Genomic DNA, 22,458 nt, shown 5'->3' on the forward strand with positions numbered 1-22,458 from the left:
GGGTGGCCGTCCCGTTCACCGGGGATGGGACGTGGTGGCGGCCGTGTATCCGCGCTCACCGGCGGACACGTCGAAGACGAGCTGGTCGTCGCGGGCGTCCACGGTGACCTTCTGCCCCGGCGAGATCTCGTTCTCCAGCAGCATCCGCGACAGCCGGTTGTCGACCTCGCGCTGGATCACCCGGCGCAGCGGGCGAGCCCCGAACTCGGGCTGGTAGCCGTGCTCGGCGAGCCAGTCGACGCCGGCGGTGCTGATCTCCACCTGGATGTCCTGGGCGTGCAGCCGGCGGCGGGTCTCCTCCAGCAGCAGGCCGGTGATCTCGCGCAACTGCTCGGCCTCCAGCCGCTGGAAGATGATGATCTCGTCGACCCGGTTGAGGAACTCGGGGCGGAAGTTCTCCTGCAACCGGCGCATCAGCCGTTCCCGCAGCTCGGTGGCCTCCTGCTGGCCCGGCTCGCCGGTGGCGAACCCGACCGTGCGCTGGGACCCGGTGATCAGTTCCGAGCCGAGGTTGCTCGTCATGATCAGGACGGTGTTCTTGAAGTTCACGGTCCGGCCCTGGCTGTCGGTGAGCCGGCCGTCGTCGAGCACCTGGAGCAGGATGTTGAAGACGTCGGGGTGCGCCTTCTCGATCTCGTCCAGCAGCACCACCGCGTACGGGCGGCGGCGGACCGCCTCGGTGAGCTGGCCGGCCTCCTCGTAGCCGACGTAGCCGGGCGGGGCGCCGACCAGCCGGCTGACCGTGTGCCGCTCCTGGAACTCGCTCATGTCCACCCGGACCATCCGGTCCGCCTCGCCGAACAGCGCCTCGGCGAGCGCCCGGGCCAGCTCGGTCTTGCCGACGCCGGTGGGGCCGAGGAACAGGAAGCTGCCCATCGGCCGGTCCGGGTCGGCCAGCCCGGTCCGCGAGCGGCGTACCGCCTCGGACACCGCGCCGACCGCGTCGTCCTGCCCGATCACCTTCTCGTGCAGGTGCCCCTCCAGGCGCAGCAGCCGGTCGCGTTCCTCCTCGGTGAGCTGGGTGACCGGGATGCCGGTGGCCCGGGACACCACCTCGGCGATCTCCTTCGGCCCGACCTCGGGGACGTGGTTGGGGCCCTCGTCGCCGCGGGCGCGGCGGATCTGGTCCTCCAGCTCGGCGAGCCGGTCGCGCAGCGAGGAGGCCCGTTCGTACTGCTCGTCGGAGACGGCCTGCTCCTTGTCCCGGCGCACCTCGTCGAGCTGCTGCTCCAGGTCGCGCACGTCCGAGGCGGGGGTACGGGTGCGCAGTCGCACCCGCGCGCCGGCCTGGTCGATCAGGTCGATCGCCTTGTCCGGCAGGAACCGGTCGGTGACGTACCGGTCGGACAGCTCGGCGGCGGCGACCACCGCCTCGTCGGTGAACCGGACCTGGTGGTGCGCCTCGTAGCGGTCGCGCAGGCCGCGCAGGATGGCGACGGTGTCCTCGACGGTCGGCTCGGGCACCAGCACCGGCTGGAACCGGCGGGCCAGGGCGGCGTCCTTCTCGATGCTGCGCCGGTACTCGTCCAGCGTGGTCGCGCCGATCACCCGCAGCTCACCGCGGGCCAGCGCCGGCTTGAGCATGTTGGACGCGTCCATCCCGCCCTCGCTGCCCGCGCCGCCGGCGCCGACCAGGGTGTGGATCTCGTCCAGGAAGACGATCAGCTCGTCGCGGTGGGCGCGGATCTCGTCGATCACCTTCTTCAGGCGTTCCTCGAAGTCGCCCCGGTAGCGGGTGCCGGCGACCAGGCCCGACAGGTCGAGCTGGACGACCCGCTTGCCGATCAGCGTCTGCGGCACGTCGCCGTCGCAGATCCGCTCGGCCAGCCCCTCCACGATGGCGGTCTTGCCGACGCCGGCCTCGCCGATCAGCACCGGGTTGTTCTTGGTCCGCCGGGACAGGATCTCCACCGCCTGCTCGATCTCGTCGGCCCGGCCGATCACCGGGTCGATCTGATCCATCCGGGCCAGTTCGGTGAGGTCCTGCCCGTACTGGTCGAGGGTGGGGGTGCCCCGGTCCGGGCGCGGGCCGTTCGCCGCGCCGCGCTCGGCGCTGGCCGCCTGCAACGACTCCGGCTGGATCCGGCCGGCGGCGAGCATCCGGCCGGCCGGCGACTCGGGGTTCAGCGGCAGCGCCATCAGGATGTGCTCGGGCCCGATGTAGTTGGCGCCCATCGCCCGGGAGAGCTGGTGCGCGTCGAGCAGCGCCCGCTTCGCGGCCGGGGTGAGCGACAGGTTCGGCGGCACCTCGCCGCCGGGTGCGCCGCCGTCGGCGCGCCCGCCGAGCGCGTTGACCAGCGCGTCCGGGTCGGCGCCGGCGCGGCGGACCAGGTCCCGCAGCGGCTCGCGCTGCAACGCGGCCCAGAGCAGGTGGTCGGTGTCCAGGTCGTTGCTGTGCTTCTGGGCGGCGCGCCGGGCCGCGTCGGCCAGCATCTCCCGGGCGTCCGCGGTCATCAGTCGGGTGATGTCGACCCGGTGGGCCGGCCGGCGCCCGCCCTCGCCTCGGCCGAAGTAGCGGGCCAGGAACTCGTCCCACGGGTCGTTGCCGAAGTCACCGGGTCCCATCATCTTCGTCCTCCGCAGTCGGTCGGCACGACCGGGACGCGACGGGGCGCGGCGCGGTCGGCGGTGGCTACCCGGCGGGGTGCGCGACAAACGCGACACCAGTGGCAGGCTGGGGGGCATGGAGAGCCGAGCGTTGCTGGTCGTCGACGGCGCGAACGTGGTCGGGTCGCGGCCGGACGGCTGGTGGCGGGATCGGGCCGGCGCGGCGGCGCGGCTGCGCGACGCGCTCGCCCCGCTGGCCGGCGCCGGGGTGCCACCGGAGCTGCCACCACCGGTGCAGGTGGTGCTGGTGGTGGAGGGCGCGGCCCGGCACGTGGCGCCGGCGCCCGACGTGGACGTGGTGTCCGCCGCCGGGTCCGGCGACGACGCGGTGGTCGAGCTGGTGGCCGCCGCGGCGGACCGGCGTCGGGTGGTGGTCACCGCCGACCGGGAGCTGCGGGCCCGGGTGACCGCGCTGGGCGCGGAGGTCCGCGGGCCGCGGTGGCTGGGCCGCTGACGCCGATCCCGTGAGCGGGACCCGGCTGTCCGCGGGTGGGACCGGCCGACCCGCCCGGACGCGGTCTTCGCGCACGTCAGCGGCGTAACCGGACACCCGGGCAGGAACGACGCGAGGGTGGATGTTCGCCCAACCGTCGGGATGGGTTGTAATGGAGATCTCCCTTGCCCCCAGGAGGTCCCCGTGGCGAGCGTCGCCGAGCTGAAGGCCGCCATCGATGCCGCTCTCCAGCAGATCGGTGACGGCCAGACAGCGGTGCAGGCGGCCGGCGAGAAACTGGCCGAGGCGCAGCAGACCCTGGCCGGTGCGCTGGAGGGCAGCGGCCACGAGACGGTCGAGGCGGCGCAGGCCTCGCTGACCCAGGCCAGCCAGGAGCTGGAGGAGTGCCTCGCCGCGACACTGGTGGCGGTGGAGCAGGCACAGCTCTACGTCGCGACGCTCTGAAGGGCCGGCCGTGTCCATCGTCGAGGACATCGGCGCGCAGGTCCGCGCCGCCGCCGAGGAGCTGCCGCTGGGGCAGCTCGCCGCCGCGCTGGAGAAGCTCGGCCAGGCCGAGGAACGGCTGCGCTGGGTGCGCCAGGAGTCGGCCGACCCGATGGGCGTGCCGGAGCTGACCGCGGCCACCGAGCACGCGGAGACCGCCGGCTACGCGCTGCGGGTCGCGCAGGAGCAGCTCAGCGCGTACCTTGCCGCCATCGGGCTGGCCGCCGACGGCGCGCCCACCGCCCCGGCGGGTGAGCGGCGACCACGGCACGACGCGGCGCGCGGCGCGCCCCCACCGGCGCCCGGCACGGCCGCCGAGCCGGACGAGCCACCCGCGGTGCGCCGCTGGTGGGCGGTCCGGGTGGCGGAGCTGACCGGCGGGCGGGAGGGCGCCCCGGACGAGCCGGACCAGCGGGTGGAGAACTCCCGCGAGCTGCTGCGCCGGGTGGTGGTCGGCATCCGTTCCGGCGATCGGGACCGGCTGCACGCCGAGCTGCGCCGCGCCCACGCCGACGTCGGGCTGGGGATGGCGGCGATCGCCCCGCCGATGCTGCGCGACCTGGCCGGGGAGCTGCTCGGCCACCCGCCCCGCGCGGACGACCTGGGCCGGCTGCGCCGCGAGCTGGACGGGCGGGTCCGCGACCTGCTCCCCGGGCTGCCGCCGCCGGTGCTGGACACGCTGCTCACCCGGGTCTGCCGGATGCCGCCGCCGCGCCGCGACGACGGCACGGAGCAGCCGCACGCCGCCGACCCGGCGGTCACCGCCGGGGTGCTCACCGGCGTGCTGCTCGACCGGCTCGGCCGGGACCTGCCGAAGGACACCGAGGAACGGGAGCCGTCGCGTGGCTGACGTCCGCGCCCAACTGGTCACCCGCGTGCGGGGGATGCTCTCCGAGGCGCTGGGGGTCACCCGTACCCGGCTCGCCGCCGCCGACGCCGAGCTGGTCGCCGGGCGGGAGCGGCTGGACCGTACCCGCCGCGCGGCCGCGGCGGTGCCGGCCCGGGTCGGCGCGGCACGCGACCGGCGGCTCGCCGAGATCGACGCCCGGCACACCGCCCGCCTGGCCGAGCTGGCGCGCCGCGCCGCCGACGCGGCCCGGCGGGAGGCGCCGGGCGCGGCGTCCGAGCCCTGGGACCGCTGGCAGGCCACGCCCGCCGGCCGGGCCGAGCCGCCGGGCGCGTTCCGGATCGGCACGGTACGCATCGCCGGCGCGGAACCCGTGCCGGCGCTGGTTCCGCTGCTCGACGCCGGGCACGCGCACCTGGCCGGCGGCGACCGGGACGGCCTGGCCTCGGTGGTGCCCGCGCTGCTGCTGCGTGCCGTCGGCCGGGCCGACCCGGGCGCGGTGCGGGTGTACGGCTACGACCCGGAGCACCTGGGCGGCGGGCTGGCCGGGTTCGCGCCGCTGGGCACCGCCGGCCTGCTCACCTCCGTCGGCCCGGGCGGCCTGGGCCGGCTGCTGGACGACCTGGTGGAGCAGATCCGCCGGATCAACGCCACGGTGCTGGCCGGCGAGTACGCGTCGCTGCGCGAGCTGGCCGCCGCCACCGGCCGCCGGCCGGAGCCGTGGCGGGTGGCGGTGCTGCTCGGCGGCGACGAGCTGTCCCGGCACGAGCGCGGCCAGCTCGACCGGGTGGTCCGCACCGGGGGCGCCTGCGGCGTGCACCTGGTGGTCCGCGGCATCGACCTGCCCGACGACCGGACCGTCACCCGGATCGTGGTCGATCCGGACGACGCCCGGATCGCCGGGCTGCCGGTGGTGCTCGACGACCCGCCGCCGCCCGCCCTGGTCACCGAGACCTGCCGCGCGGTCGCCTCCCGGGTCGCCGCCGGTCCCCCGCCGACGCCCTTCACCGACCTGCTCCCTGAGCCCGACGAATACTGGCGGGAGGACTCGGCGCACGGCCTCAGCGCGCCGGTCGGCGAGGGCCCGCACGGGCGGCCGGTGCTGCTCACGCTCGGCGACTATCCGCCGCACGCGTTGATCGGTGGCCCGTCCGGCACCGGCAAGACCAACCTGATCTTCGCCTGGATCGGCGCGCTCGCCGCCCGCTACTCCCCCGCCGAGCTGGAGTTCTATCTGCTCGACTTCAAGGAGGGGGTGTCCTTCGCCCGGTTCGCCCAGGGCCGGCGCGACCCGAGCTGGCTGCCGCACATGCGCCTGGTCGGGATCAACGTCAACACCGACCGCGAGTTCGGCCTGGCCCTGCTGCGGTTCCTCGCCGAGGAGCTGCGCCGGCGGGCCGACGCGGCGAAGAAGCACGAGGTCACCAAGCTGGCCGAGCTGCGCGCGGTCGACCCGACCGGGCACTGGCCGCGCATCGTCGCGGTGGTCGACGAGTTCCAGGCGTTGCTCGCCGGCCGGGACGTGGTCGCCCGGGAGGCCGCCGACCTGCTGGAGGACCTGGCCCGGCGGGGCCGCTCGCAGGGCATCCACCTGGTGCTCGCCTCGCAGGACGTGCGCGGCATCGAGGCGCTGTGGGGCCGGCCCGCCCTGGTCGCCCAGTTCACCCTGCGCATCGCGCTGCCCAAGGCGCTGCGCATCCTGGCCGAACGCAACGACGCCGCGCAGTCGCTGCCCCGCCACCACGCCGTGGTCAACGCCGAGTCCGGCCTGGCCGAGGGGAACGAGGTGGCCCGCATCCCGTCGGCCAGCGACTGGGAGACGTGGAGCGAGCTGCAGCACCGGCTGTGGCGGATGCGCCCGCAGGACGCGGCGCCGGCCCGGCTCTTCGACGGCGACGCGATCCCCCGGCTGGCCGAGGCGCCGGACTTCCGCGCGCTGACCGCCCCCGAGCAGGGCGTGCCGCGCGGCCCGGTGGCGCTGCTCGGTGAGATCATCGACGTGCAGGCCCGCTCGGCGGCGCTGCGGCTGCCCCGGGCGCCGGGGCGGAACCTGGCCGTGCTGGGCACCCGGGTGGACGAGGCGTGCGCGGTGCTCGACGCCGCCGCCCGCTCACTGGCCCGGCAGTACGCCCCGGGCGCCGCCCGCTTCTCCATCGCCTGCCTCGACCCCGACGCCGACCCGGCCGCCCGCGCGCTCTACGAGGACCTGCCCGGCGAACCGTCCTGGTACGACGAGGAGACGGTGTCCGAGCTGATGGCCGAGGTGGGCGACGGGCTGGCCGCGCCGGGCACCCCGCGTACGCCGCACTTCCTGCTGCTCTACGCGGTGGACGCGGCGGCCGGGGCGCTGGCCGGCAAGGCGGGCACCCGCACCGGGCTGGAGCAGCTGCGCCGGATCCTGCACGACGGGCCGGAGCGGCGCACCCACGTGTTCGCGTGGTGGCGCGGGGTGGCCCGGATGCGCGCCGACCTGGGTGGCGCCGGGGCCCGCACGGACCAGATCGGGGCCTGGGTGGCGCTCGACGTGCAGGGCGGTGAGCTGGGCTCGTCGCTCTACCCGGGCAGCGGCGGGCCGGACTGGTATCCCCGGCCGTGGCGCGGTCTCTACTTCGACCGCGCGGTGCACCGCACCGGACAGGTGATCATCCCTTATGGTCCGTCCCGATGAACGAACCGGTCTCCAGTGAGACGTACAGTGCCCAGATCCGCCGCCTCGCCGAGCTGACCGCCCGGGTGTCCGCCCAGCGGGCCGAGGCGCACACCTGGCACGCCCAGCAGGTGGCCGCCGCCGAGCGGGCGGTGGCCGACGCGGCCGAGCAGGTGCGACGCGCGCAGGCGGAGGTGGACGCGGCGCGGCGGATGGTGGAGCGGGTCGACGGTGAGGTCGCCCACCTGTGGGCGCAGGTGCGGGCCCGGGTCGGTGGGGGCGCCCGGCGCCTGGGCGACCCGCCGGGGCCGGTACGCGGCGCCGCCGGTGATCCGGTGCCGCTGCTGCGCGGCGTACGCGAACTGCTGGAGCGCACCGGCCAGCCGGGCGAGCTGCCCGGCTCGGTGAACCCGCTGCTGATCGCCTGCGGGGTGGGTGGCGCGCTGGTGGCGTACCTGCTGGGGATCGGGGCGCGGGCGCTGGGCGCCGGCTCGGGCGGCGACCTGGCGGTCGGCCTGCCGGTGCTGGCGCTGGTGATCACGCTGCTCGGCCCGCTGGTCGGCCTGGCGCCGGCCCGACTGTTGGCCGACCGCCGGCACGCGGTGCTGACCCCCCGCCCGATGATCCTGGTGGCCGCCAGCGGCCTGGCGACCACCCTGCTCCTGCTGGCGGTCACCTACACCCGCTGACCCTGCCCGGGTTCGGGTGGCCGTCCCGCCGATCTCGGACTTGTGGTCCCTCAGATTCCGGGCTGATACCGGCATTCCATGGCACCACAAGTCCATGATCGACGAAACCCTCGGCGTCAGGCCGGGACCAGCACGGCTTCCTTGAGCAGGCGGCGGGTGAGGACCAGGCGGTCGGCGTCGTCGTCGAGGCCGGGCAGGTCGCCGACCCGGGTCGCCTCGCCGGCGAGCAGCGCGCGCAGCGCCGGCTCGCAGGTGCCGGGCAGGGTGAGCGTGCGGTCGACCAGGCGCAGCGTGACGCGACCGTCCCCGGTCGGGGCGAGCTGCCAGCGCAGGCCGCCGCGCGGCGCGACCCGGCTGTCCGGGTCGAGCCGGGCCAGCGCCTCGGCCTGCGCGAGAGGGCGGATCGGCGCCGGTCGGGCGGCCGGCCACACCCGGGTCCGCAGCCGCGCGGCCACCGCCGCCGGGTCGGCCCGCAGCAGCCAGTCGCGCAGCGCCTCGACGGTCTCGGTGAGTTCCGGCTCGATCGCCTCCGGGTCGGCCAGGTCCAGGCCGAACGGCAGGCCGGCGCGCAGCCGGGCGTCCTCGGCGGCGAGCGCCGCCAGCTCCTCCACCAGGGCGTAGCGGGTGAGCGCCCGGATCCCCACGGTCAGGTGCAGCGAGCTGGACTCCTGCGCCTGGGCGCTGTGCAGCCAGCCGCGCGGCAGGTAGAGCGCGTCGCCCGGTTCGAGCACCACGTCCAGCGCGGGCCGGCCCTCGGCGGTGGCGGAGACCTCGTCGGCCCGGCCGCCCCACGGCTGGCGCTCCAGCGGGTCGGTGAGCACCGGCGGGTGGATCCGCCAGCGCTTGCGGCCGTCGACCTGGAGCACGAACACGTCGTGGGTGTCGTAGTGGGTGGCGAAGCCCTGGCTGCCGGCCGGGGTCAGGTAGGCGTTGACCTGCAACGGCTGGGCCACCGCCGCGCCCAGGTCGCGGGCCAGGTCGACGAGCGCCGGCCAGGTGCGGTGCAGGCCCTGCAACACCAGGGTGGCGCCGTCGGCGTAGAGCGCGAGGACCTTCTCGTCGAGCACCTGGTCGCCGATCTCGGCGCCGGCGCCGCCACCGCCGGTGTACCGCGCCGCCGGCACGAGCTGGCCGTCCTTGGCCACCCGCAGGAACGGGGTACGCAGGCCGCGCCGGCTGAGCAGCTCGTCGGCGTCGGCGGGGCTGAGCAGGTCGGTGAAGCCGTGCGGGTTGGGCAGTTCGGCGGCCCGGGACAGCAGCGGGCTTCGCCCCCAGTGGTCGGCGGCGAACTTGGCCGGTTCCACGGCCACGCACCGGGCCAGCGCCGCGGCGGCAGGGGACGAAACCGCCGGGTGGCCGTGGCCACCCGGCGGGTCGACGTGCGTCATGCTCATGTGTCAGGCGCTGCCGTCGGCGCCACCGTCGTGCTGACCCGGAGTGGCGCCCCCGTCGGCCGGACCCTCCGCGCCACCGTCCGCGCCGCCGTCGTGCTGACCCGGAGTGGCGCCGCCGTCGGCCGGACCCTCCGCGCCACCGTCCGCGCCGCCGTCGTGCTGACCCGGGGTCGCGCCGCCGTCGGCCGGACCCTCCGCGCCACCGTCGGCACCGCCGTCGTGCTGACCCGGGGTGGCACCGCCGTCGGCCGGGCCCTCCAGGCCGCCGCCGCCGTTGGTCTGGATGTCGTCGTCGTTCAAAGCCATGGGTGCTCCCTCGGTGTGCCGCCCCGCGTGTTCCCGGGGTCCGTCTTCAGCGGGGGGTACCCCACGCCCGATCTTCTCTAACCACACGGTAGACGCCCGAACCGGCGCGCACCGACGGTTCGCGCCCGCACCCGGCCGGTACCGGTCGGTGCCAGGATGGCCGGAGGAGAACGCCCGAGGAGGTAGGCACGTGACGCAGCCGGAACCGCTCACCCCGCTGACCGAGGACTGGCACCGGGCGCTGGCCGTGGTGGCCCACCCGGACGACCTGGAGTTCGGCGCCGCCGCCGCGGTGGCCCGCTGGACGCGGCAGGGCAAGGAGGTCGTCTACTGCCTGCTCACCAGCGGCGAGGCCGGCATCGACGGGATGCCGCCGGACCGCAGCCGGGTGCTGCGCGAGGAGGAGCAGCGGGCGTCCGCGGCCGTGGTCGGGGTGTCCGCGGTCGAGTTCCTCGGCCTGCCCGACGGGCTGCTGGAGTACGGTGTGCCGCTGCGCCGGGCGATCGCCGCTGTGGTCCGCCGGCACCGGCCGGACGTGGTGCTCACGAACAACTTCCGGGAGACCTGGGACGGCGGGTACGCGCTCAACCAGGCCGACCACATCGCCTGCGGGCGGGCCACCCTGGACGCGGTCCGCGACGCCGGCAACCGGTGGATCTTCCCGGAGCAGCTCACCGACGGCACGCAGCCGTGGTCCCGGGTCCGCGAGGTGTGGGCGGCCGGGTCGCCGGTGGCCCGGCACGGGGTGGACGTGACGGACACCTTCGACGCCGGGGTGGCGTCGCTGCGGGCGCACGGCGCCTACCTGAGCGGGCTCGGCGACGGCAGCTTCGACGCCGAGGAGTTCCTGGAGGGGATGGCCCGGCCAGCGGGCGCCCGGCTCGGCGCCCGCTTCGGCGCCGCGTTCGAGGTGTTCCGGATCGACCTGGCCTGACGGCCGTGGCCCGTCCCACCGCACCGGCGGGACGGGCCACGGCGGGACCGGTCAGGGAATGAGCTGACCGAGGCCCTGCGGCATGTTCGACTTGACGTCCTGCCACTCGCCCTGCGTGACGTGCCGCCGCAACGTGTCCAGCACGACCTGGGTCACCCGCTGCGGGCCACCCTCGACGTCGTACGGGAAGCCCTGGCGGACCTCGTACAGGAAGTCGTCGCGGTTGAGCCTGATCGGCACGTTCTCCGGTTGCCAGCCGTCGAAGTAGATGCCCCGCAGCAGCACCGGCAACTGCTGGGCGAACTCGGCGCTCTCGCCCACCGGCATCCGGTCGCGCAGCAGGTGCAGCACCGTGCGCAGCGCCGCGTACGACTGGTTGCGCCGCTCCGGCGGCCAGCCGTACGCCGACTCGATCTCCTTGAGGATCACGTTCGTCTTGTCCAGCGAGGACTCGAACGCGGACATCAACTGCTCAGCCATCCGGATCACCCCCGGGCGTCGGTCTCCCAGCGTCGGTCGTCGGCGCGTCGCGGCGGGCCGCTGGGCCCCCGCCACAGCCGGGTCGGGCTGAACCGGCCGGGCCGCCCGCCCCGCTCCGGCGGGACGTCGGAGTTGCCGACCACGTGCAGGACGCCACCGCGGCGTCGATCCGCCACCACCCGTACCGTCATGACCCACCTCCTGGTCGCCGCGCGGTCGGTGGTCCGCGCGTCGGGTCCATGCTGCGCGGCGGGCGGGTGAGCCGGCCTCACCCGGTGCGGGTGAGGCGCGCTCAGCGCGCCAGCAGGTCGACGAGCGTGGTGGCGTTGCGCTGCGCGTTGTCCCGGAAACAGTTGTTCATCAGCACGTGGGTCTGCTCGGCCCGGTCGGCCAGCTCGCGCAGCTTCGGCGCCCAGTCGCGCAGCTCCCGGTCGGAGTAGTCGTAGCCGAACTTCTCGTGGATGTCCTTGCTGGTCCACCTGTCGCTGTGCCCGTGGAACCGGACCACCGCGAGATCCGCGGTGGCGGCCAGCACCGGGGGTACGGACGATTTGTGGCCCTGCGGCATGTCCACGCAGACGAACGGCAGCTCGTGCCCGCGCAGGAAGTCCAGCGTCTCGTCGGCGTTGTCGCCGTCGAACCAGGAGGCGTGCCGGAGTTCGAAGACCGGCCGCAGCGGGGCGCACCGCCGGGCCACCTCGAGCAGGTACTGCTTGTTGTCCCGCTTGATGGTGAACCAGGGCGGGAACTGGAACAGCAGCGCGCCGAGCTTGCCGGCGTCGACCAGCGGGTCCAGCGCGGACAGGAAGCGCGTCCAGACCTCCTCGTACGCCTGCGCCGGCAGGTCGCCCGGGTAGACGCTGCGCTTCTCCGTCTCCGGGCGCAGGTCTTTGTAGAGCGCGGAGACCCGGGTCGGGTGACCGGTCAGCAGGCTGAACGCCTTGACGTTGAAGGTGAACCCGGGCGGGGTGCGCTCCGCCCACAGCCGGGCGGTGCGCTCGGCGGGCGGCGCGTAGTAGGTGGCGTCCACCTCGACCAGCGGGAACCGCCGGGCATAGTAGGACAGCCGGCGCTCCGGGGTGTCGGCGTCCGCCGGATACCAGCCGGAGTCGAGCAGGGTCCGGTCGGTCCACGACGCGGTGCCCACCTTGATCTCACCCATGGGACCGACCGGTGAGGAGGGGCGGGACGGCTCAGGCCGCCCGCCGCTCCCGGGTCTGCTTGCAGGCCACGCAGGACGTGGCGGACGGGAAGATCTCCAGCCGCTCGACCGGGATCGGCGCGGTGCAGCCCTCGCAGAAACCGTAGGTGCCCTCGTCGAGCCGGGTCAGCGCCCGCTCGAACTGGGCGCGGCGCTCCAGGATGGTGCGCAGCAGGGACTGCGCGGTGTCCCGCTCGGCGGTCTTGGTGCCGCTGTCGGCCTGGTCGTCGCCGGCGGTGTCGCCGACCTCGACCAGTCGCAGCACCTGGCTCTGCATGACCGCCTGGTCGTACTCCGCGGTCAGCTCGTCGTACCGGGACCGCAGGGACTGCCGGATCTGGTCGACCTCCGCCTGGGAGCGGCCGGTGGCCGTCGTTTCGTGGACGAGCATCGCTGCCTGCCTTTCCTGCAGTCTCACGCCGGGTCCTCCAAGGCGACGAGGCGCCGGAGGACCCGGTTCGGGACATCGGGTGCGCGGGCGAGATCACCCGTGCTCTGTGAGCCGGGCGAATACCCCTGCCCCCGGCGGGCCAAACCGGAGATTTCCTGGCACTTTCCGGTGAGTTCGTCCGGCCTGGTCAGGGCCGTTCCACGAGGGCCGGGTGCCGGGGGTCGTCGGCGCGGACCACCACGTCGGCGAAGGAGGCCGGGTCGACCTCGTCGGCGTACCGGGCGAAGGCCGGCAGGGTCCAGCGCCACGCCGCGTCCGTGCGGCGCTCCAGCGCGGCCGGGGAGAGCACCAGGTGGACGGTGAGGTCGAACGGCAGCACGCCGCCGAGCAGCAGCGCGCCGCTGACCAGGACCACCCCGCCGGGCGGCAGGTCCCGGTAGGCGGCCCGGCTGGCCCGGTCGGCGCCGGCGTCCCAGAGCGACGGCAGCAGCCGACCGCTGCCGTGCGGGCCGGCCGGGTCGAGCACCTCGCGGCGCAGCCCGGGTTCGTCGAGCCAGCCCTCGTAGTAGGCGTCCGGGTTGGTGCGGCCCTGTTCCAGGCGCACCGAGGCGGGACGCAGGAAGTCGTCGGCCCGGACGTGCAGCGCCGGCCGGCCGGCGGCGCGCAGCGGGTCGACGAGGGCGGCGGCGAGGGCGCCCGGCGCGGCGGCCGGCGGGCCGTCGACGGCCACCCGCAGCCGGCCGGGCGCCTCGGTGCGGGTGAGACGCGCGGCCAACTCGGCGACGAGCCGGTCGGGGCTGATCGGGCGGACGGCCATCCGACCATCCTGCCCGGCCGGCGGGGCCGGCTCACCTCGCGGTCGCGTCCGGGCGGTCGGGGCTCCGTCCGGCGTGCGGTCGCGGGTGGTCAGCCGGTGCGGTCGATGGTCACCCGGGCGTCGTCGGCGAGCCGGTAGCCGACGCCGTAGACGGTGGTGACCAGCGGGACGTCCACGCCCACCTTGCCGCGCAGCCGGCGCACGTGCACGTCGACGGTGCGGACGCCGGCGTGCTCGTAGCCCCAGACCGCGTTGAGCAGTTGCAGCCGGGTGAAGACCCGGCGGGGGTGGGCGACCAGGTGCAGCAGCAGGTCGAACTCCAGCCGGGTCAGCGGCAGCGGCTCGCCGTCGCGCAGCACCGACCGGGAGGACGCCAGGATGTGCAGGGTCGGGATGGTCGGGGCGAGCGAGCGCGCGGGGGCCCGACCGGCCGGCACCTCGGGCCGGCGGTCCACCGTCGCGGTGCCGGTGCTGATCACCGCGTCGCCGCGTTCGAGCAGCTCGCGTGCGGCGTCGAGGAGCCGGCGGGCGGCCGGGACGAGCGACTCCTCGCAGGCCAGCGGGATGTTCAGGGTCACCGTGAGCACCGGGGTGGCCGTGTTGGCGGGGCGGCGTTGGCCGCCGGGCGGACGGCCGGGGACCGCGGGTTGGGACGTATGCCATCCGGCGCGCGACGAGGCGGGGCTGACCGACATGGTCCTCCTTGGCTGGTCCGGGTATCTCCCCACGGCCCGGGACGCCGCTTCATCGATGCTTCCCGGCGCTCGCGTGAGGGTCAAGGGGCCGCTGCGTTGCATGAATGTGACAATTGACGAACGCATCGGAGCCGGGTGCTCGCTCTGCGTACGATGCTCGTTGATTAGAGCAGAGCGGCCGGACGTGGCGTTACCGGGGGTCCCCGGCCGGTTCACAATGGCGGGTGGCGACACGAACGTGAACGCGGCGTGCCCGGTGACCGGGCACGCCGCGGGTCGGCCACGACCGGCTCAGGCGTCGCGGTCCACCTCGATCGGGGCGTCGTCGGCGAGCCGGTAGCCGACGCCGTACACGGTGGTCACCAGCGGTGTGTCCGGCCCGAACTTGGCGCGCAGCCGGCGCACGTGCACGTCCACGGTCCGGGCCACCGCGTGCTCGTAGCCCCACACGTTGGCGAGCAGTTGCAACCGGGTGAACACCCGGCGGGGATGCTCGGCGAGGAACAGCAGCAGGTCGTACTCGATGCGGGTCAGGCCGACCTCGACGCCGCCGTGCCGGACCCGGCGGGTGCCGGTGAGGAGGCGGACGCCACCGGGCTCCCCCGGCGCGACCGCCGGGCGGGCCGGGGCCGGCGGCGCGGCGGGCCGGCGCAGGTCGCGCACGGCCCGGACGGCCCGGTGCTCGTCCGGGCGGACCAGGGCCTCGCCGGCGGCGGCGAGTTCGTCCAGCAGATCGACCAGCCGGGCCAGGCCGGGCGTCAGCGGGCCGGCGCCCAGGTCGAGCGTGATGGTCAGCGTCGGTGCGGTACGCGGCCGGGACGGCGGCGTCCGGTCGGGACGGCCCGGTCGGGCCGGACGGCTGTCGAGGGCGACGACGGACATGGGAGCCTCCTGTGCGGGCGGTCGCCCCGCCCCGCCGGGTGCGGCGGGACGGTCAGCGGAGCGCCCGGCCGGCGGTGACCGGGGGCGCGGTGGACGAGGGTCGGGGCGGCGGGGTGGGGCCGAGGGTGGGCAGGCCGGCGATGCGCCAGGCGGCGAAGCCGCCGACCACGTCGGTGGCCCGGCCCAGGCCGATGTCCTGCAACGCGGCGGCGGCCAGCGACGACGTGTAGCCCTCCTGGCAGAGCACGACGACCGGCACGTCGTAGCCGACCGCCTGCGGCAGCCGGGCCGCGCAGCGCGGGTCGAAGCGCCATTCCAGGACGTTGCGCTCGACGGTGAGCGCGCCGGGCACGGTGCCGTGCGCGGCCCGCTGGCCGGCCGGGCGGATGTCGACCAGCAGCGCGCCGCCCCGGCAGGCCAGGTGGGCCTGCTCCGGGTCGAGACGACGCAGCCGGGCGCGGGCGGCGGCGAGGATGTCGTCGATGCCCCGCGAGCCGGGCGGGGGACCGGACAGCTCTCGGCGGGGGCGGGGGTCTGCGCCATGGTGGCGTCCTTCCGTTCGGCGGGATTCGGGGGCGGGACGGTCGGCCGGCTCACCACGCCACGCCGGCCTCGGCCACCTCGGCGACCCGCAGCCCACCGGCGTCGAGCCGGTAGCGGGTCATCCGGCGCAGCGCGGGCCGGTAGACGTGCACGCTGACCGCGGGCTGGTCGCCGCGGTTGGTGACCTGGTGCACGTGCCGGGCGCCGAAGCGCCGGCCGGCGCCCGCGGCGAGGCGGTGCGGGCGCAGCCGGCCGCCGCTGACCGTCTCCTCGGTGAGCACGCCGGCGACGACCAGGAAGGCGCCGGACGAGCCGCCGTGGTCGTGCAGGTCGGTGCCCTGCCCGGGCAGCCAGCTCAGCGCCCAGACCTCGTGCGCGGCGTCGGCGTGCAGGCGCGCGTACCAGCGTTCGGACCGGTCGAAGCGCAGCGGCACCGGCCAGCCGGTCGGGTCGGCCCAGCAGGCGGCGACGGTACGCAGATCGGTGGGATCGGTGCTGGTCATCGGCGGGACGTCCTCACGGTGCGGAGCGGTGCGTGCCCCCGTACTTTAGACGGTAAACCCTATAGGTTTAGTAGGTAATACCGAATGCTGGGACGCCGTTCGCGCGTCAGCGCCGCACCGGCGGGTCCACCCGGTAGCCGGGCACCGACGGCCAGCGGACGGTCAGCACGGTGGACTCCCGCTCCGCGTACCAGGAGTGGTCCACGCCCCGGCCCCACACCACGTAGTCGCCGGGCGCGCGCAGCACCACCGTGCGGTCCGGCAACTCGACCCGGAACGCGCCGCTGACCAGCACCAGCAACGCGGTACGCCGCTCGCCGGTGGCCCACCGCGAACGCGTCTCCCCCGCCGGGTGCACCCCCCACTTCACCTCGACCTCGGCACTGTGCCGCACGTCGCCCGCCGGCTTGAAGTGCCCCAGCAACCAGCCCGCGTCGGCCGCCCCGTCCACCGCCGCGTTGCCCACGTACACCCGATCGTCCACAACCACCTCCCGTGCCGGCTGCGCAAGCTACCAGGCACGACCGGCCGGCACGCCTTAGCCTGGGCGGATGCCCGACGAACTGGACGCCGCGACGATCGACTTCGCCCACCGGATGTTCGACCTGGCGCGGGCCGGCGAGACCGCGGAACTGGCCGCCAACGTGGACGCCGGGCTGCCGGTCAACCTCACCAACGCCAAGGGCGACACGCTGCTGATCCTGGCCGCCTACCACGCCCACCCGGAGACCGTGTCCGCGCTGCTCGCCCGTGGCGCGGATCCGGCCCGGGTCAACGACCGGGGCCAGACCGCGCTGGCGGCGGCCGTGTTCCGGCAGAACGCGGCGGCGGTGCGGGCCCTGCTCGACGCCGGCGCCGACCCGGAACACGGCGGCCCCTCGGCGGTCGAGACCGCCCGGTTCTTCGCGCTGCCCGAGATGCTGGCGCTGCTCGGCCGCGACTGACGCCCGGGGCGGGTATACAGGATCGGTGGAGGATCCCGTACCCGAGCAGATGCGCGTCGCGGCCGGCGCGCTGCTGGCGGCGCTCGACGAACCGGCCCGCCGGCGGGCCCGGCACGACTTCGACGACGAGCCGGCCCGGCGATGGCTGGAGTACCGGCCCCGCCCCCGACCCGGCGTGACGGTCGCCGACCTCGACGTCGGCGCCCGCAAGGCCGCCCACCGGCTGCTCGCCACCGCGCTGAGCCCGGCCGCCTACGCCCAGGCGATGGCCGTGGTGGCGTTGGAGGAGGTGCTCGACCGGGCCGAGGGCTGGCGGCGCGGCCGGCACAGCGGCGACTACTGGGTGGCGGTCTTCGGCGACCCGGCGCGCGACGACCGCTGGGGGTGGCGGTTCGAGGGCCACCACCTGTCGGTGAGCATGACCGTCGCCGACGACCGGGTCTCCCCCGCCCCGATCTTCCTCGGCGCGAACCCGGCCACCGTCCGGCACGCCGGCCGGCCGGTCTCCCGCCCGCTGGGCCCGGAAGAGGACCTGGCCCGCGAGCTGCTGGACGCGCTCGGGGCGGGCGGGCGGTCCGCCGCGATCATCGCCACCGAGGCGCCGGCCGACATCATCAGCGCCACCCGGGCCACCGCGCCCGGCCGGCTCGACCCGCTCGGCGTGCCGCGCGGTCGACTCGGCCCGACCGGCCGCGCGCTGCTCGACCGCCTGGTCGCGCTCTACCTGGACCGGCTCCCGGCCGAGCTGGCCGCCCGGGAGACCGACCGGCTCGACGGCGGCGAGCTGCACTTCGCCTGGGCCGGCCCGGTCGAGCCGGGCCGGCGACACTACTACCGGGTGCAGGGCGACGACCTGCTGATCGAGTACGACAACACCGCCGACGACGGCAACCACGCGCACACCGTGCTGCGCCGCCCGGCCGGCGACTTCGGCGCCGACGTGCTGGCCGCGCACCACGCCGCCGCGCACCGGCCGGTCAGCGGCGACGGGCCTCGATGAGGAACCGCCGGGCGTGGGCCACGAACCGGCCCTCGGCCCGGATCCGCTCGTCCAGCCGGCGCAGCGCGGCGCGGTGCCGGTCGACCGTGAAACCGGGCACGGTCCAGACCACCTTGCGCAGGAACCAGACCACCGCGCCGACGTCGTGGAAGACGGTACGCAGGGTGGCGCTGCGCAGGTCCACCACGGTCAGCCCGGCGGCCTCGGCGGCGGCGACCGCCTGCTCCGGGTGGCGGTGCTCCGGCGGCGGCAGCGGCCCGAGGACCGCCTCGCTGAGTTCCCGCATCGTGCCGGGGCCGATCTGCTGCGACAGGTAGCTGCCGCCGGGGCGCAGCACCCGCGCCACCTCGTCCCACCAGGTGTCCACCGGGTGCCGGCTGACCACCAGGTCGAACGCGGCGTCGCGGAACGGCAGCGGCGGGCGTTCGCCGACCCGGACCACGTGCGCGCCGACCCGGCGCAGGTTGCGCCGGGCCACCGGCACGTTCGGGGGCCAGGCCTCGGTGGCCACCAGCAGCGGCGGCGGCGTGGGCGCCTCGGCCAGCACCTCGCCGCCGCCGGTGTCGATGTCCAGGGCGGCGTCCACGGCCGCCAGCCGGGCGGCGACGAGGCGCGCGTACCCCCACGGCGGGCGCTCCTCGGTGGCGCGCCCGGCCAGCCAGGAGAAGCCCCATCCCTCGACCGGGGCGGCCTCGGCCTCGGCGACCAGCTCGTCGAATCCACGATCGGTGACCATGGCCCGAGCCTGCCGCCGGACGACCGCGCCCGGCAACGCGATTTCCGCTCCCGTCGCCGTGCCGGCCAGCGCCGGGTCCACGCCGCCCGACGGTCAGAACGGTCGGGGCCGGGCGATCTCGACGGTGGCGCCGTGCACGCCGTCGAAGGCGTCCAGTCCGGTCGGCTCGGCGGCGCGACGCCGGTCGGACTGCTGCATCAGCCGCGCGCCCAGGCCCACCCCGACCGCGCCCACGACCAGCGCGACCAGCTCGGTGGCGAGCTGGCCCCCGGTCGCGCCGCGCTGCGGGGCGTGCGCCCGGATCAGGCAGGTGAGCAGGAACATCGCCGCCATCACGGCGTTGACCAGATTGAACGTGACGGCGGTCCGGTTGGCGCGGCCGATCCGCACGTCCCACAGGTCGACCAGCCCGGCCACCGTGGCGAGCCCGGCGGCGACCAGCGCGGCGACCGCCGTCCAGTAGCCCACCTCGCCGAGGAAGGCCGGGCCGCCGGCGACGTCGGCCAGGTCGAACACGGCGGCGCTGACGAAGAGCCCGAACGGAAACGTCACCAGCATCGGTTGGATGGGGTGCCCCTGCACCCGAAGTCGGCTCTCCATCGCGTCCTCCCCACGTCGGCGCAGATCACCAGTCCAGGGTGCTACCCGGGGGCCCGTGGGGCGAAACGACTGTCGGTCAGTTGTCCCGAGGTCGGGAGACGGTGAGCACGAGCCGCTCGGCCACCTCGCGCAGCGGAATGTCCAACGAGGAGGCGGCGCTGCGGAGCACGTCGAGGGCCTCCGGCGCCGGGCATCCCCGCTGCGTCATGATCACCCCGACCGCGTGCCCGACCACCCCCTCGGCGAGCAGCGCGCCGTCGAGCTGGCCGGCGCGGGCGGTCGCCCGCTCCCGGTCGCGGACGGCGGCGAGCAGCAGCCCGGCGTGCTCGGCCAGCAGCATCGCGGTGAGCTGGTGGCTCGGCGTGAGCGCCTCCGAAGACTGCGCGTAGAGGTTGATCGCGCCGATGACCTGCTCGTCGACGTCGACCGGGGCGGAGATCACCCCGTGCACGCCCAGCGCGCGGGCCCGCGCGTTCCAGGCCGGCCAGCGCGTCTCGTCCGCCAACCCGCCCGCGATGATCATCTCGCGGCGACGGATGGCGCTCAGCGCCGGCGTGTCCGGGCCGTGCCGCAGGTCGTCCAGCTCGGCCCGGTGCGGGTCGGACGCGGCCACCCCGGCCGGCTCACCGGCCCGCAGCGCGGTGAAGCCGCAGGAATCCACCCCGGGCACCGCGTCGCGGGCGATCCGGACCAGCCGGTCCAGCGCCTCGTCGAAGTCGGCCACCGCGATCAGGCCGGCGGTCAGCTCGCGCAGCAGCGCGGCGGTCTCCAGCACACCCAGGTCGTCGGTCATCGGCTGGCAGGTGTCGAGGTTCACCGCGCCACGGCCCCCGCCGCCCCCGCGTCGCTCCACGCGGTGTTCCGCTCCGGCGCCGTTGCCTGTGCCATGTCCGTCCTCCCTCTGGCCGAGCCTCGGCCTACTACCCCGCCGGCCCGGCATCGAAACCGCGCAAAAGGGCCCCTTCCGGCCGTACCGGCCGGAGGGGCCCCCGCGGTCGGGTCAGCGGGACCCGGAGATGAGCCGGCGGCCCACCGAGGCGATCAACCGGTCCAGCTCCGAGCCGAACGGGTTGTCGTGCACCAGATACGTCCAGGTGGCGCTCGGGCGCACCAGCTTCGACGCGTCCGGCTCCCAGCCCTCGTCGAACTCGGTCTCCTCGAACGTGGCGATGGTCCGCGTCTCGATCTCGGGCATCAACGCGTTGAACGCCGGCACCGCGCTGCGGTGGAACTCGTCCAGCGGGTCGAGGCGGCCCAGCGCCCGCAGGTGCACGCCCTCGCGCACCTCGGACAGCTCGGCCAGGTGCTCGGCCCAGAGCCGGTCCAGGTGGTAGAGGGCGATCTTGCGGGCCACGTCGGCGAGCAGGTCCTCGTCCATCTCGTTGGCCTTCTCCGGCACCCGCTCCAGCAGCATCAGCGCGGCGATGTCGGTGGTCAGCAACCGCTCCCGCCGCTCCGCCAGGGCCTTGCGCTGCTGCTCGATCACGTGGCTGTAGCGCCAGGTGTTGCGGTGGATCTCGTGGTTGACGCCCTCGGCGACCCGCTGGGCGTGCTCCACCGCGTAGTCGACCTGCGGGTCGGTGACCAGGCCGTCGGCGTTCATCCGCGGCGAGGCCGGCACGGTGTCGCCGGCGTGCCGGACCACCAGGTCGTCCTCCAGGCTGACGAAGAAGACCGACCCGCCCGGGTCGCCCTGCCGGCCGGCCCGGCCCCGGAGCTGGTCGTCGACCCGACGGCTGTCGTGCCGGCCGCTGCCGATCACGTAGAGGCCACCCAGCTCGGCCACGCGCTCCTGGTCGGACTGGTCGCTGCCGCCGAGCCGGATGTCCACGCCCCGGCCGGCCATCTGGGTGGAGACCGTCACCGCGCCGTGCGCGCCGGCCTCGGCGATGATCCCCGCCTCCTCGTCGTCGTTCTTGGCGTTGAGCACCACGCACGACACGCCGGCGGCGCGCAACGCGGTGGCCAGGCCCTCGGACTCCTTGACGTCGAGCGTGCCCACCAGCACCGGACGCCCTGCCTGGTGGCAACGGGTGATCTCGTCGACCAGCGCCTCCTCCTTCTCGGCGCGGGTGGCGTAGATCCGGTCCGACTCGTCCTCCCGGACGCACGGGGTGTTCGGCGGGATCACCGCCACCTCGAGGCCGAAGAACTCGCGGAGCTGGTCGCCGACGAGCACCGCGGTCGCGGTCATCCCGCAGACCGTCGGGTAGAGCGCGATGAAGGCCTGGACGGTGACCGTGCCCAGCACCTCACCCTCGGCGGTGGCGTCCAGCCCTTCCTTCGCCTCGACCGCGGCCTGCAACCCGTCCGGCCAGCGGCGGCGCTGGGCGACCCGGCCCCGCATCTCGTCGATCAGCTCGACCGAGTCGTCCCGGACGATGTAGTCGACGTCGCGGTGCAGCAGGGCGTGCGCGTGCAGCGCCACGTTGACCGCGGAGAGCTGCCCCACGTGCTCGGCGTCGTAGAGGTCGATGCCGCCCAGCTTCGCCTCGACGGTGGCCAGGCCCAGCGAGGTGAAGGCGACGCTGCGGCCGTCCTCGGCGACGGTGTAGTGCCGGCCCTTGCGCAGGCCGCGCACCAGCGCGGCGGCGGCGTGCACCGGATCCTGCTCGCCGGGAACCGCGCCCGCGAGCACCATCGGCACCCGCGCCTCGTCGATGAGGATCGAGTCGGCCTCGTCCACGATCGCGGTCTTCAGCGGCGGCTGCACCCGGTCGGCCAGGTCGGTGGCGAGCTGGTCGCGCAGGTAGTCGAAGCCGGCCTCGCTGACCGAGACGTAGGTGACGTCGCAGCCGTAGGCGGCGCGCCGCTCCTGCGGCGTGGAGGCCTCGTTGACCCAGCCGACGGTGAGGCCGAGCAGGGTGTAGACCGGCTCCATCCACTCCGCGTCGCGGCGGGCCAGGTAGTCGTTGACGGTGAGCACGTGCACCGGGCCGTTGCCCAGCCGCACGTGCCCGTACGCGGCGACAGTGGCGGTGAGCGTCTTGCCCTCACCGGTGGCCATCTCGGCCACCTTGCCGGAGAGCAGCGCCATGGCGCCGAGCAGCTGCACGTCGTAGGGGCGCTGGTCGAGCCCGCGGCGGGCCGCCTCACGCCCGATCGCGCAGATCTCCTCGTACTTCTCGGCCTGGCCGGCGGCCTCGGTCAGCTCGGCGTCGGAGAGCTGCTCCAGCTCGGCCTCTCGGGCCTCGATCGCCGGCAGCAGCTTCTCCAGCGGCGCCAGGTCGACCGTCGTCCCCGGGCGCTGGAGGAACCGGCGGAACCTGGTCTTCATCCGTTGCGACACACCCATGAGCCGCAAC

The 22,458-nt window shown here is 75.4% G+C and carries 25 protein-coding genes; 8 read left to right on the top strand and 17 right to left on the bottom strand.

Features of this window, described 5'->3' with window-relative positions; all coding sequences use genetic code 11:
• Positions 1-15: 15 nt before the first annotated feature.
• Positions 16-2,568, bottom strand: coding sequence for an ATP-dependent Clp protease ATP-binding subunit (locus H1D33_RS11340; protein WP_181568100.1), 2,553 nt, complete (start codon positions 2,566-2,568; stop codon positions 16-18).
• A 115-nt stretch (positions 2,569-2,683) separates the two neighbouring features.
• Between H1D33_RS11340 and H1D33_RS11345 the strand changes: the two genes are divergently transcribed.
• The 5 genes from H1D33_RS11345 to H1D33_RS11365 all read left to right on the top strand — a co-directional run bounded on the left by H1D33_RS11345 (position 2,684) and on the right by H1D33_RS11365 (position 7,727).
• Positions 2,684-3,061: a hypothetical protein gene (locus tag H1D33_RS11345; RefSeq protein WP_181568099.1), complete on the top strand. Its 378-nt coding sequence runs from the start codon at positions 2,684-2,686 to the stop codon at positions 3,059-3,061.
• Positions 3,062-3,244: 183 nt separating this feature from the next.
• On the top strand, positions 3,245-3,505 hold the full coding sequence (locus H1D33_RS11350) for a hypothetical protein (protein ID WP_181568098.1): 261 nt from the start codon (positions 3,245-3,247) through the stop codon (positions 3,503-3,505).
• A gap of 10 nt (positions 3,506-3,515) precedes the next feature.
• Positions 3,516-4,394 carry a hypothetical protein gene (locus tag H1D33_RS11355; protein ID WP_181568097.1) on the top strand — a complete coding sequence of 293 codons (879 nt, stop codon included), beginning with the start codon at positions 3,516-3,518 and terminating at the stop codon, positions 4,392-4,394.
• Positions 4,387-7,059 carry an FtsK/SpoIIIE domain-containing protein gene (locus H1D33_RS11360; protein WP_181568096.1) on the top strand — a complete coding sequence of 891 codons (2,673 nt, stop codon included), beginning with the start codon at positions 4,387-4,389 and terminating at the stop codon, positions 7,057-7,059. Before H1D33_RS11355 ends, H1D33_RS11360 begins: the two co-directional genes overlap by 8 nt.
• Positions 7,056-7,727: a hypothetical protein gene (locus H1D33_RS11365; protein ID WP_181568095.1), complete on the top strand. Its 672-nt coding sequence runs from the start codon at positions 7,056-7,058 to the stop codon at positions 7,725-7,727. The genes H1D33_RS11360 and H1D33_RS11365 overlap by 4 nt, the downstream gene beginning before the upstream one ends.
• A gap of 116 nt (positions 7,728-7,843) precedes the next feature.
• Here H1D33_RS11365 and H1D33_RS11370 read toward each other — a convergent pair whose 3' ends face one another.
• Positions 7,844-9,115 (bottom strand): cupin domain-containing protein, encoded by a 1,272-nt coding sequence (locus tag H1D33_RS11370; RefSeq protein ID WP_181572789.1) that lies wholly within the window; start codon positions 9,113-9,115, stop codon positions 7,844-7,846.
• Between the two features lie 9 nt (positions 9,116-9,124).
• Positions 9,125-9,427, bottom strand: a complete 303-nt coding sequence (locus H1D33_RS11375) for a hypothetical protein (protein WP_181568094.1) — start codon at positions 9,425-9,427, stop codon at positions 9,125-9,127.
• A 190-nt stretch (positions 9,428-9,617) separates the two neighbouring features.
• Between H1D33_RS11375 and H1D33_RS11380 the strand changes: the two genes are divergently transcribed.
• Positions 9,618-10,361, top strand: a complete 744-nt coding sequence (locus tag H1D33_RS11380) for a PIG-L deacetylase family protein (protein WP_181568093.1) — start codon at positions 9,618-9,620, stop codon at positions 10,359-10,361.
• 51 nt (positions 10,362-10,412) lie between these two features.
• Here the strand turns inward: H1D33_RS11380 and H1D33_RS11385 are convergent, their stop codons facing one another.
• The 10 genes from H1D33_RS11385 to H1D33_RS11430 form a co-directional block, all read right to left on the bottom strand.
• Positions 10,413-10,841 (bottom strand): DUF2267 domain-containing protein, encoded by a 429-nt coding sequence (locus tag H1D33_RS11385; protein ID WP_181568092.1) that lies wholly within the window; start codon positions 10,839-10,841, stop codon positions 10,413-10,415.
• Positions 10,842-10,846: 5 nt separating this feature from the next.
• Positions 10,847-11,032, bottom strand: coding sequence for a hypothetical protein (locus tag H1D33_RS11390; protein ID WP_181568091.1), 186 nt, complete (start codon positions 11,030-11,032; stop codon positions 10,847-10,849).
• A 101-nt stretch (positions 11,033-11,133) separates the two neighbouring features.
• A complete protein-coding gene (locus H1D33_RS11395; RefSeq protein WP_181568090.1) occupies positions 11,134-12,003 on the bottom strand; it encodes a DUF72 domain-containing protein in 870 nt (289 codons plus the stop codon).
• Positions 12,004-12,034: 31 nt separating this feature from the next.
• Positions 12,035-12,433, bottom strand: a complete 399-nt coding sequence (locus H1D33_RS11400) for a TraR/DksA family transcriptional regulator (protein WP_181568089.1) — start codon at positions 12,431-12,433, stop codon at positions 12,035-12,037.
• 187 nt (positions 12,434-12,620) lie between these two features.
• Positions 12,621-13,250 carry a nucleoside/nucleotide kinase family protein gene (locus H1D33_RS11405; protein ID WP_181568088.1) on the bottom strand — a complete coding sequence of 210 codons (630 nt, stop codon included), beginning with the start codon at positions 13,248-13,250 and terminating at the stop codon, positions 12,621-12,623.
• Positions 13,251-13,339: 89 nt separating this feature from the next.
• The gene (locus H1D33_RS11410) at positions 13,340-13,945 is read right to left on the bottom strand and encodes a winged helix-turn-helix domain-containing protein (RefSeq protein ID WP_181568087.1); all 606 of its coding nucleotides are present in this window, start codon (positions 13,943-13,945) and stop codon (positions 13,340-13,342) included.
• Between the two features lie 291 nt (positions 13,946-14,236).
• Positions 14,237-14,827, bottom strand: a complete 591-nt coding sequence (locus tag H1D33_RS11415; protein WP_181568086.1) for a winged helix-turn-helix domain-containing protein — start codon at positions 14,825-14,827, stop codon at positions 14,237-14,239.
• 52 nt (positions 14,828-14,879) lie between these two features.
• A complete protein-coding gene (locus tag H1D33_RS11420) occupies positions 14,880-15,467 on the bottom strand; it encodes a rhodanese-like domain-containing protein (RefSeq protein WP_307755392.1) in 588 nt (195 codons plus the stop codon).
• Complete coding sequence (locus H1D33_RS11425; RefSeq protein ID WP_181568085.1) at positions 15,421-15,873, bottom strand: cysteine dioxygenase; 453 nt, start codon at positions 15,871-15,873, stop codon at positions 15,421-15,423. The genes H1D33_RS11420 and H1D33_RS11425 overlap by 47 nt, the downstream gene beginning before the upstream one ends.
• Positions 15,874-15,979: 106 nt before the next feature.
• Positions 15,980-16,357, bottom strand: coding sequence for a cupin domain-containing protein (locus tag H1D33_RS11430; protein ID WP_181568084.1), 378 nt, complete (start codon positions 16,355-16,357; stop codon positions 15,980-15,982).
• A gap of 67 nt (positions 16,358-16,424) precedes the next feature.
• Between H1D33_RS11430 and H1D33_RS11435 the strand changes: the two genes are divergently transcribed.
• Positions 16,425-16,817, top strand: a complete 393-nt coding sequence (locus H1D33_RS11435) for an ankyrin repeat domain-containing protein (protein WP_181568083.1) — start codon at positions 16,425-16,427, stop codon at positions 16,815-16,817.
• Positions 16,818-16,842: 25 nt separating this feature from the next.
• On the top strand, positions 16,843-17,817 hold the full coding sequence (locus tag H1D33_RS11440) for a DUF3500 domain-containing protein (protein WP_181568082.1): 975 nt from the start codon (positions 16,843-16,845) through the stop codon (positions 17,815-17,817).
• On the opposite strand, the gene H1D33_RS11445 is transcribed toward H1D33_RS11440, so the two are convergent.
• The 4 genes from H1D33_RS11445 to secA2 form a co-directional block, all read right to left on the bottom strand.
• Positions 17,795-18,553: a class I SAM-dependent methyltransferase gene (locus H1D33_RS11445; RefSeq protein WP_181568081.1), complete on the bottom strand. Its 759-nt coding sequence runs from the start codon at positions 18,551-18,553 to the stop codon at positions 17,795-17,797. The two genes, H1D33_RS11440 and H1D33_RS11445, sit on opposite strands and share 23 nt — an antisense overlap.
• 93 nt (positions 18,554-18,646) lie before the next feature.
• Positions 18,647-19,153 (bottom strand): DUF2231 domain-containing protein, encoded by a 507-nt coding sequence (locus tag H1D33_RS11450; RefSeq protein WP_181568080.1) that lies wholly within the window; start codon positions 19,151-19,153, stop codon positions 18,647-18,649.
• Positions 19,154-19,229: 76 nt separating this feature from the next.
• On the bottom strand, positions 19,230-19,946 hold the full coding sequence (locus H1D33_RS11455; RefSeq protein ID WP_414685537.1) for a GAF and ANTAR domain-containing protein: 717 nt from the start codon (positions 19,944-19,946) through the stop codon (positions 19,230-19,232).
• A 207-nt stretch (positions 19,947-20,153) separates the two neighbouring features.
• Positions 20,154-22,448: an accessory Sec system translocase SecA2 gene (secA2, locus tag H1D33_RS11460; protein ID WP_181568079.1), complete on the bottom strand. Its 2,295-nt coding sequence runs from the start codon at positions 22,446-22,448 to the stop codon at positions 20,154-20,156.
• Positions 22,449-22,458 lie beyond the last annotated feature (10 nt).

Source organism: Micromonospora ferruginea, from assembly GCF_013694245.2.
Taxonomy (GTDB): domain Bacteria; phylum Actinomycetota; class Actinomycetes; order Mycobacteriales; family Micromonosporaceae; genus Micromonospora; species Micromonospora robiginosa.

What these genes read in the sequence shown, in the direction of transcription:
- H1D33_RS11340 (WP_181568100.1), bottom strand. Translation starts at nt 2,568, where the DNA reads ATGATGGGACCCGGTGACTTCGGCAACGACCCGTGGGACGAGTTCCTG.
- H1D33_RS11345 (WP_181568099.1), top strand. Translation starts at nt 2,684, where the DNA reads ATGGAGAGCCGAGCGTTGCTGGTCGTCGACGGCGCGAACGTGGTCGGG.
- H1D33_RS11365 (WP_181568095.1), top strand. Translation starts at nt 7,056, where the DNA reads ATGAACGAACCGGTCTCCAGTGAGACGTACAGTGCCCAGATCCGCCGC.
- H1D33_RS11370 (WP_181572789.1), bottom strand. Translation starts at nt 9,115, where the DNA reads ATGACGCACGTCGACCCGCCGGGTGGCCACGGCCACCCGGCGGTTTCG.
- H1D33_RS11375 (WP_181568094.1), bottom strand. Translation starts at nt 9,427, where the DNA reads ATGGCTTTGAACGACGACGACATCCAGACCAACGGCGGCGGCGGCCTG.
- H1D33_RS11385 (WP_181568092.1), bottom strand. Translation starts at nt 10,841, where the DNA reads ATGGCTGAGCAGTTGATGTCCGCGTTCGAGTCCTCGCTGGACAAGACG.
- H1D33_RS11390 (WP_181568091.1), bottom strand. Translation starts at nt 11,032, where the DNA reads ATGACGGTACGGGTGGTGGCGGATCGACGCCGCGGTGGCGTCCTGCAC.
- H1D33_RS11395 (WP_181568090.1), bottom strand. Translation starts at nt 12,003, where the DNA reads ATGGGTGAGATCAAGGTGGGCACCGCGTCGTGGACCGACCGGACCCTG.
- H1D33_RS11400 (WP_181568089.1), bottom strand. Translation starts at nt 12,433, where the DNA reads ATGCTCGTCCACGAAACGACGGCCACCGGCCGCTCCCAGGCGGAGGTC.
- H1D33_RS11405 (WP_181568088.1), bottom strand. Translation starts at nt 13,250, where the DNA reads ATGGCCGTCCGCCCGATCAGCCCCGACCGGCTCGTCGCCGAGTTGGCC.
- H1D33_RS11410 (WP_181568087.1), bottom strand. Translation starts at nt 13,945, where the DNA reads ATGTCGGTCAGCCCCGCCTCGTCGCGCGCCGGATGGCATACGTCCCAA.
- H1D33_RS11415 (WP_181568086.1), bottom strand. Translation starts at nt 14,827, where the DNA reads ATGTCCGTCGTCGCCCTCGACAGCCGTCCGGCCCGACCGGGCCGTCCC.
- H1D33_RS11425 (WP_181568085.1), bottom strand. Translation starts at nt 15,873, where the DNA reads ATGACCAGCACCGATCCCACCGATCTGCGTACCGTCGCCGCCTGCTGG.
- H1D33_RS11435 (WP_181568083.1), top strand. Translation starts at nt 16,425, where the DNA reads ATGCCCGACGAACTGGACGCCGCGACGATCGACTTCGCCCACCGGATG.
- H1D33_RS11445 (WP_181568081.1), bottom strand. Translation starts at nt 18,553, where the DNA reads ATGGTCACCGATCGTGGATTCGACGAGCTGGTCGCCGAGGCCGAGGCC.
- H1D33_RS11450 (WP_181568080.1), bottom strand. Translation starts at nt 19,153, where the DNA reads ATGGAGAGCCGACTTCGGGTGCAGGGGCACCCCATCCAACCGATGCTG.
- H1D33_RS11455 (WP_414685537.1), bottom strand. Translation starts at nt 19,946, where the DNA reads ATGACCGACGACCTGGGTGTGCTGGAGACCGCCGCGCTGCTGCGCGAG.
- secA2 (WP_181568079.1), bottom strand. Translation starts at nt 22,448, where the DNA reads ATGGGTGTGTCGCAACGGATGAAGACCAGGTTCCGCCGGTTCCTCCAG.